This window comes from Streptomyces sp. NPDC059564 (genome assembly GCF_042735575.1).
Classification (GTDB): Bacteria; Actinomycetota; Actinomycetes; order Streptomycetales; family Streptomycetaceae; genus Streptomyces.
Genome location: NZ_JBHWBP010000356.1, coordinates 1 through 7,787 on the forward strand (window position 1 = coordinate 1; position 7,787 = coordinate 7,787).

A 7,787-nucleotide genomic window follows, 5' to 3' on the forward strand; every position below is an offset into this window, starting at 1 on the left:
GGCTGCTCACCCCGCGCATCAGGCTGCCGGGCAGCCACTGCGGCGGGCCTCCGGCGGGGTCCTCGGCCAGGTCGGGGAACCGTTCCAGCAGGGCGCGGACCGCGATGCGGCCCTCCATGCGGGCCAGCGGGGCGCCGATGCAGAAGTGCAGGCCGTGCCCGAAGGCGAGGTGGCCCTGCGGGGCGCGGCGGACGTCGAAGGCGTCCGGGCCGGCGAAGCGGTCCGGGTCCCGGTCGGCCCCGGCCAGCGAGGCCAGGACGGCGGCTCCGGCGGGGATGAGCGTGCCGCCGATCTCCACGTCCGTGGCGGCGAAACGGTAGGTGGAGTTCTGTACGGGGCCGTCGTAGCGCAGCATCTCCTCCACCGCCCCGTCGAGCAGCCCGTCGGGGTCGGCGCGGAGCGCGGCCAGCTGGGCGGGGTGCGCGAGCAGGGCGCGGATCCCGTTGGAGATCAGGTTGACGGTGGTCTCGTGGCCCGCGATGAGCAGCAGGAACGCCATCCCGATGAGCTCGTCGGGGGAGAGCGAGTCGCCGTCCTCGTCGCGGGTGCGGATCAGGGCGCTGAGCAGGTCCTCGCCGGGGTCCTTGGCCTTGAGGGCGACGAGTTCGGCGAGGTAGGCGCTCAGGTGCTGGTGGGCCTCGTTGCCGGTCGTGCCCGGCAGGGGGGCGACGACCGCGTTGGACCAGTGACGGAAGTGGTCCCGGTCGAGGTCGGGGACGCCGAGCAGCTCGCAGATGACCGTCATCGGCAGCGGGAAGGCGAACTCCTGGACCAGGTCGGCGGCGCGCTCGGGGCGGGCGGCCATGGCGTCGAGGAGCTCGTCGGTGATCCGCTGGACGCGCGGGCGCAGCCCTTCGACCCGCCGGGCGGTGAACTCGCGGGCCACCAGGCGGCGCAGCCGGGTGTGGTGGGGCGGGTCGGACTCCAGCATGTTGGAGTTGGCGGCGGTGGGCTCGACCTCGGGGAACAGCCCGGCGGTGCGCCAGTCCTTGAGCAGGGCCGGGTGGTTGAGGGCCTGGCGGGCCTCCTCGTACCCGACGACGATCCAGCACGGAACGTCGTCGGGCGAGTCGCCGTCGATCCGGTGCACCGGTCCCGCGGCGCGCAGCGCCGCGTAGTAGGCGTAGGGATCGGCGGCGGAGTACTCCGGTCCTGATGTGATGTCGACTACGGCCATGGGATCACCGTACGACGGCGGGTCCCCCGGGAGCGGTGATATCCGGCCACTCCCGGGAGGGCGCGTCGGCCCGGGCCGTCAGCCGGCCAGGCCCTCGGGGAGGCGGCCGGTGTGGAGGACGCCCAGGTGCTGGGTGGCGCGGGTGAGGGCGACGTAGAGGTCGCTCGGCTGGAGTCCGGCGGGTTCGACGACGATCACGGTGTCGAACTCCAGCCCCTTGGCCTGGCGCGGGTCCAGCAGCACGACGGACCGGGTGAGGTCCGGCTCCTCCCCCGCCCGTACGCCGGGCAGGGCGTCGGCCAGGGCGGCGTGCAGGGGGCGCGGGGCGATCACCGCGAGGCGGCCCTCGGCGGGGGCGCCGGTGCGGACCGCCTCGGCGAGCGCGCCGGGCAGGTCGACGGCCGCCCGCACCCAGGGGCGCACGCCGGTGGAGCGCACCGAGCTGGGCGGTTCGAAGCCCGGGTGGTGGGCGCGCAGGACCGCGGCCGCGACCTCCATGATCTCGGCGGGCGTACGGTAGTTGACGCCGAGACGGACGCGCTCCCAGCGCTCGCCCACGTACGGCTCCAGGATCCGCCGCCAGGAGCCGCAGCCCGCCTCGTCGCCGGTCTGGGCCGGGTCGCCGACGAGGGTCATGGAGCGGGTGGGGCAGCGGCGCATCAGCAGCCGCCAGGCCATCTCGGACAGTTCCTGCGCCTCGTCGACGATGACGTGTCCGAAGGCCCAGGTGCGGTCGGCGGCGGCGCGGTCGGCCGTCGTGCGGTGGTCGGCCTCCTCCTGCCGCTCCGCCATGCGTTCCGCGTCGATGATGTCGTGGGCGGCGAGGTACTCGTTCTCGGTGTCCTCGAACTCGTAGGACTCGGAGCCCTGCGAGAGGTCCAGGACGCCCTGGGCGTAGGCGACCCGCTCCAGCCGGTCGCGCTCGGCCGCGGCCCGCTCGGCGCTGTCGTCGACCCCGAGGAGTTCGGCGGCCTCGTCCAGCAGCGGGACGTCGGCCGGGGTCCACTGCCCCGAGGTGCGCCGGATCAGCGCGGCATCGGCTTCGGGGAGGTGGGAGGGGTCGGCGAGGAAATCGGTGATCAGCTGCCGGGGGGTGAGGGGCGGCCAGAGCGTGTCGATGGCGGCGTGCACCTCGGCACTGGTGGCGATCTCCTTGCCGAGCTGCGCGACGTCGTCGGGGCCGAGGAGGTTGGGGCCGCCGTAGGGGTCGGCGCCGAGCCGGTCGGCGACCTGCTCGGTGAGCGCGTCGATGACGGCGAAGGCGAAGTAGGGGCGGGCCAGGTTGTGGGGCAGGCCGGTGGCGCGGGCCCGGTCGCGGGCGGCGTGCGCCATGGTCCGGTCGAGCAGGAGCGTCCCGTGGTCCTCGTGGTCGATCTCCAGGGCCGGTTCGGGCACCACGTCGCTGTCCTCGCCGCTGCCGGCGGGCACCCCTTCGGGGAGGGTCTGGCGGTCGGCGACGACCCGGGCGAGGACCTCGGCCATGGCGGCGCGGCCCTTGACCGCGGCGGCGCCGGGCCGGTCGGTGCCGGTGGCGTGGACCCCGGGGAACAGGTCCCCCGGGGAGGCCAGGAGCACCCCGGTCTCGCCGAGCGCGGGCAGCACCTCGCCGATGTAGCCGAGGAAGGCGGGGTTGGGGCCGACGATCAGGACGCCGCGCTTGGCGAGGTGCTCGCGGTGGGCGTAGAGGAGGTAGGCGGCCCGGTGCAGGGCGACGGCCGTCTTGCCCGTGCCGGGGCCGCCCTCCACGACGAGGACGCCGCGGTGGGGCGAGCGGATGACGCGGTCCTGTTCGGCCTGGATGGTCTGCACGATGTCGTGCATGCGGCCGGTCCGGGCGGCGTCGAGGGCGGCGAGCAGCACGGCGTCCGCGTCGGCGCCCTCGTACCCGGTGCGCTCGGTGTCGGCGAGGTCGAGGATCTCGTCGTGCAGGGCGGTGACCTCCCGCCCCCGGGTGGTGATGTGCCGGCGGCGGCGCAGCCCCATCGGGACGTGTCCCGTCGCGAGGTAGAAGGGGCGGGCCATTTCGGCGCGCCAGTCGAGTACGAGGGGCGTGAGTTCGGCGTCGTCCTGCCTGATTCCGATACGGCCGATGTGGTGGTCGCGGCCGTCCGAGAACTCCAGGCGGCCGAAACAGAGACCGTGTTCGGCCGCGTTCAGCGCGGCGAAGAGACCGGACTGCTCGGCGACGAGGACGTCCCGCTCCAGCCGCGCCTGGAAGCCGTTCCCGCCCTCGCGCAGGGCCGCCTGAACGGCGCGGTCGGCCTGGTCCCGGAGGTCTTCGAGGCGGGCGTACAGCTCGGTGACGAATTGCTGCTCACTCTGCAATGCGATGTTTGACAATTCCACTCCCGGCGCGATACGATGCCTCTGTAAAACTTGTTCACGCCTGAATTTCGGAAGGCGTGAACTGTTTAATATACGCGAATGCATGCCCTGGACGTCAATTCGTCCGGGGCTTTTTTTATGGGCCGGCTCGCATGGGCTGGGTGGCATGGGCCGGGTGGCCGACCACCGTACGGGGAACCCCTCTCGCGCCACATGAGGCGTTTCGCCCGCTTTCTCCTAACATGGGCGGTCCCGTCCGGCGGTCCCCCACCGAGGAGACGCATGTCCCGAGCCCACCGGTCCACCGTCCTCTCGGCGGGCATCCTCCTCTCCGCGGGCCTGCTGCTGTGCGCGCCCGCCGTCGCCGCCGCGGCGGAGCCCGCGCACGACGGGGGGCATGCGGCGGCCGCAGACGGCGAGGCGGCCCTGATCGGCGAGGAACACGCCCGGGCACATGCGGGGCGGCGCCTCGCCGCCCGGGACGCCGGCGGGTATCCGCAGGCCACCCGTACGTCCTCGCTGGCCTCGCTGACGGACTCGCAGGCCCGGGCCAACGCCGGTTTCAAGGCCTCCCGGTCCGGCCGGTTCGCGGAGTTCTTCCCCTCCCCCGACTTCGGGGTCCACCTCGCCCAGCTCCCCACCGGCAAGGTGCTGCTCTTCTCCTTCGAGCGCGTGGAGACCGATCCCACCAAGGAGACCGGCCCCACGGACCGGATCGGACCGACCAACGCCGGGCGCGCCTACCTGTGGGACCCGGCCCGGGGGACGGGCGCCCGGGCCTTCAAGGAGGTGCGGCCGCCGACGGTGCTGATGCCCGACGGCACCCACGTCCCGCGCCCCGCGCCGTTCTTCTGCGCCGGGCACGCCTTCCTGCCCAACGGGATGCTGGCCGTGTTCGGCGGCAACACCGGCGGCAAGGGCGGCAGCGGAGCCAAGCTCTCCTTCGTGTTCGACCCCTGGACGGAGACCTGGTTCCGCAACCGGGACATGTCCGTCGGCCGCTGGTACCCCTCGGTGGTCACCGGCGCGGACGGCCGCCAGATCATCATGTCGGGCCAGTCCGAGCGCGGTACGGGCACCCCCACCCCGGTGGTGGAGCGGTTCCCGGCGAAGCGGCTGCCCGTGCCCTGGCGGCCGTACGACATCCCCCTCGACATCGCCTCCGAGCGGTTCGGCTCGGACGCGCCCTTCCGCAACGACTACCCGCACCTCTTCTCCCTGCGCGACGGCATGATCTACGGGCTCGGCCGCGACGCCGACCAGCAGTGGCGGTTCGACCCCGTCTCCGAGACCCGCACCGACCTGCCCCGGCGCCCGGCCGACTTCCGCGGCTACGGATCCGCCGTGCCGCTCCCGGCCGGCCTGCGCGGCCCGGACTCGGTGCTGGTCCTCGGCGGCGACCCGCACGACCCGAACACGTACCGGCTGTCGGCCGGCGGCTGGAGCACCGAGGAGCCCCGGGCCTTCGGCCGCACCCAGGACGACACCCTGATCCTCCCGGACGCCACCCTGCTCACCGTCAACGGCGCCCTGAGCACCCGGGACTACGGCAACGGCCCCTTCAACCCGAAGGCCGACCTCAAGTACCGGCAGACCGAACTGCGGGGCCCGGACGGCCACTGGCGGCTGGGCCCGGCCCAGCGGCTGCCGCGCGGATACCACTCCAACGCCCTGGTCATGCCCGACGGCCGGGTGCTGGTGACCGGGGACGAGCTCCAGCAGATCGCCAACGACCCCGACATCGGCGACGCGATGGACGGCAGCATCGAGCTGTACGAGCCCGCGTACCTCCACCAGGGCGGCCCCCGGCCCGCCCTCGACCGCGTGCCCGGGACCGAGCTCCGCTACGACGCGCCCTTCGAGGCGCGCAGCTCGACGGCGTCCGCCGTCCGCCGGGCCGTCCTGCTGGCCCCGACGACGGTCACCCACGCCGTGAACACCAGCCAGCGCCACCTGGAACTGCGCATCGCGGGCGTACGGGACGACACGCTCACGCTCCGCACGCCGCCGAGCGCGGCCGACGCCCCGCCCGGCTACTACATGCTCTTCCTCCTCGACGCCAGGGGCGTCCCCAGCACCGCGAAGTGGCTGAAACTCGGCACCGCCCACCACCCGGCGCCGCATCGACACCGTGCCGGGCACTGAGCCCGTTTGACCTTTCGGCATGCCCCTCGCTTTGATCTCGTGAGCCGATGTCCGGCCGTGCGGTGAGGGTGAGGGGGCGCTGATCATGGTGGCCAGGAGGTCGTTGGGGCGGCGGTTCGGGTGGCTCTGGGCCGCGTACGCGGTCAGCACGTTCGGCACGCGGCTCGCGTTCGACGCGTTCGCCCTGATCGCGATCCTCGTCCTGCACGCCGGGCCGACCCAGGTGTCGTTGCTGGCGGCCGCGGGGCTGGCGGTCGGCGCGGCGGCAGCGGTGCCGCTCGGACCGTGGGTGGAGTTCCGCCGCAAGCGGCCGGTGATGATCGGGATGGACCTGGTCCGGTTCGCGGCGTTGATGAGCGTCCCCGCGGCGTTCGCGCTCGGCCTGCTCGGCTTCGCCCAGCTGCTGGTCGTGTCGGTGGTCGTCGGGGCGGCCGACATCGCCTTCACGGCGGCCGGCGGCGCATGTCTGAAGATGCTGGTGAAGCCGGAGGACCTGGTCGTCGCGAACGGGCGGTTCGAGTCCACGAGCTGGACCGCCACCATGCTCGGACCCCCGCTCGGCGGGGCCGCGGTCGGACTGTTCGGCCCGGTGATGACCGTGACGGCCGACGCGGTGAGCTACCTGCTCTCGGCGGCGGGGATCCGCGCGATCGGCGGACCGGAACCGCGGCCCGCGCGCACCGGAGCACCGTCACGGCTGCGCGCCCGCGACCTGCTCGACGGATGGCGCTACATCCTGGCCGACTCCGTGCTGCGGCCGCTGTTCGCCAACACGATCCTGGTCAACGGCCTGATCATGGCGACCTCGCCGGTGCTCGCCGTCCTCATGCTCGGCCACCTCGGGTTCGCACCGTGGCAGTACGGGCTCGCCTTCGCCGTGCCCTGCGTCGGCGGGCTGATCGGCTCGCGCCTGGCCTCCCGGCTCGTCGACCGGTTCGGCCGGCACAGGGTCCTGCGCACCGCCGGGACGCTGCGGGCGTGCTGGCTGCTCGGACTGGCCTTCATCGGGCCCGGCACCGCCGGGCTCGTGCTCGTCATGGCCGTCGAGCTCGGGCTGATCACCTGCATGGGGGTCTTCACCCCGGTGTTCGCCACCTGCCGGCTCGACCGGACCCCGGCGGACCGGGTCGCCCGCACGCTGTCCGCGTGGTCGGTCAGCAGCAAGGCCACCATCGCCGCGCTGACCGCCCTGTGGGGCCTGCTGGCCGCCGTCACCAGCCCCCGCACCGCCATCGCGGTCGCCGGTCTCCTCATCTTGACGACCCCGCTCCTGCTCCCCCGGCACGACCCCGCGCCACAGGACGAGCCGGAGCCGAACCGGGTTCGCGACCGTTAGCGCAGGCGCAGGGCACCGGGGGCGCGGTGGCCGGCGATGTCGACGAGCCAGTCGAAGACGGTGGGGCCGCGTCCCGCCCGGGCCTCGGACAGTTCGGCGCTGACCGCCACGCGGTTCGTGGGGTGGCAGCGGGACAGGACGATCTCCAGCTGGCGGACCGTCTCCGGGTGGCCCAGGTGCGTGCGGGACAGCTGGTGGTCCCGCCACTCCACCACGTAGTCACCGTCGTCGGGTGTGCCGAAGCCGCCGCTGAGGCAGTCCGCGAAGGAGTCGAGGTTGCGGCCGAAGTAGCCGCCGGGGCCGTTGACCGCTTCGCCGATGACTCGCCAGAAGTCTTCCAGGGTGCTGATCCGCGTGCCGTCCAGCACGTATGTCGCCGTCACGGCTCGGAGGATACGTGCGGACCCGCGGGCGGTTCCAGCCCCCTGCCCCCGCCCCGCGCGGCCCGGGCGTATCGCACGGATGGCTGTGGACGGAGCTTCCCGGCACGACAGCCATCCGGCGCACTCGTAGCGTCGTCAGCGCGGGGCCTGACGGCCCGGCGAGGTGAACTCTCCTGATGAGAGGCCGTGCCGATGCGAAGCGACGCCCCCATATCGAACCTGCTCCGGGTGCACCGGGGAACCGCCGAACCCGAGGAACTGGCCGCGATCACGGTGGTGGTCGCCTGCCTCGCGGGCCACGCCGCCGCCCGCGCCGCGACCCGCCCCGCGCGGGCCGCGCACCACCGCCCGCGTCCGCGGCCCCTGGGCCACGGATGCTGGGCGGGGTGCTGGGCCTGCCGCTAGCGGGGGGGCCCCGGCG

6 protein-coding genes are annotated in these 7,787 nt (G+C 73.8%); 3 read left to right on the forward strand and 3 right to left on the reverse strand.

Features of this window, described 5'->3' with window-relative positions; all coding sequences use genetic code 11:
• Together ACFV0Q_RS34840 and ACFV0Q_RS34845 are read right to left on the reverse strand one after the other, a co-directional pair.
• A partial coding sequence (locus ACFV0Q_RS34840) for a cytochrome P450 (protein WP_385011020.1) occupies positions 1-1,177 on the reverse strand: 1,177 nt, incomplete at its 3' end.
• A gap of 78 nt (positions 1,178-1,255) precedes the next feature.
• A complete protein-coding gene (locus tag ACFV0Q_RS34845; protein WP_385011021.1) occupies positions 1,256-3,517 on the reverse strand; it encodes a HelD family protein in 2,262 nt (753 codons plus the stop codon).
• A gap of 267 nt (positions 3,518-3,784) precedes the next feature.
• On the opposite strand from ACFV0Q_RS34845, the gene ACFV0Q_RS34850 reads away from it, so the two are divergent.
• Positions 3,785-5,647 (forward strand): galactose oxidase-like domain-containing protein, encoded by a 1,863-nt coding sequence (locus ACFV0Q_RS34850; RefSeq protein ID WP_385011022.1) that lies wholly within the window; start codon positions 3,785-3,787, stop codon positions 5,645-5,647.
• Positions 5,648-5,732: 85 nt separating this feature from the next.
• Positions 5,733-6,983, forward strand: a complete 1,251-nt coding sequence (locus ACFV0Q_RS34855) for an MFS transporter (protein ID WP_385011023.1) — start codon at positions 5,733-5,735, stop codon at positions 6,981-6,983.
• Here the strand turns inward: ACFV0Q_RS34855 and ACFV0Q_RS34860 are convergent.
• Positions 6,980-7,366 (reverse strand): barstar family protein, encoded by a 387-nt coding sequence (locus tag ACFV0Q_RS34860; RefSeq protein ID WP_385011025.1) that lies wholly within the window; start codon positions 7,364-7,366, stop codon positions 6,980-6,982. The two genes, ACFV0Q_RS34855 and ACFV0Q_RS34860, sit on opposite strands and share 4 nt — an antisense overlap.
• A gap of 192 nt (positions 7,367-7,558) precedes the next feature.
• On the opposite strand from ACFV0Q_RS34860, the gene ACFV0Q_RS34865 reads away from it, so the two are divergent.
• A complete protein-coding gene (locus ACFV0Q_RS34865; protein ID WP_385011026.1) occupies positions 7,559-7,771 on the forward strand; it encodes an acyl-CoA carboxylase epsilon subunit in 213 nt (70 codons plus the stop codon).
• Positions 7,772-7,787 lie beyond the last annotated feature (16 nt).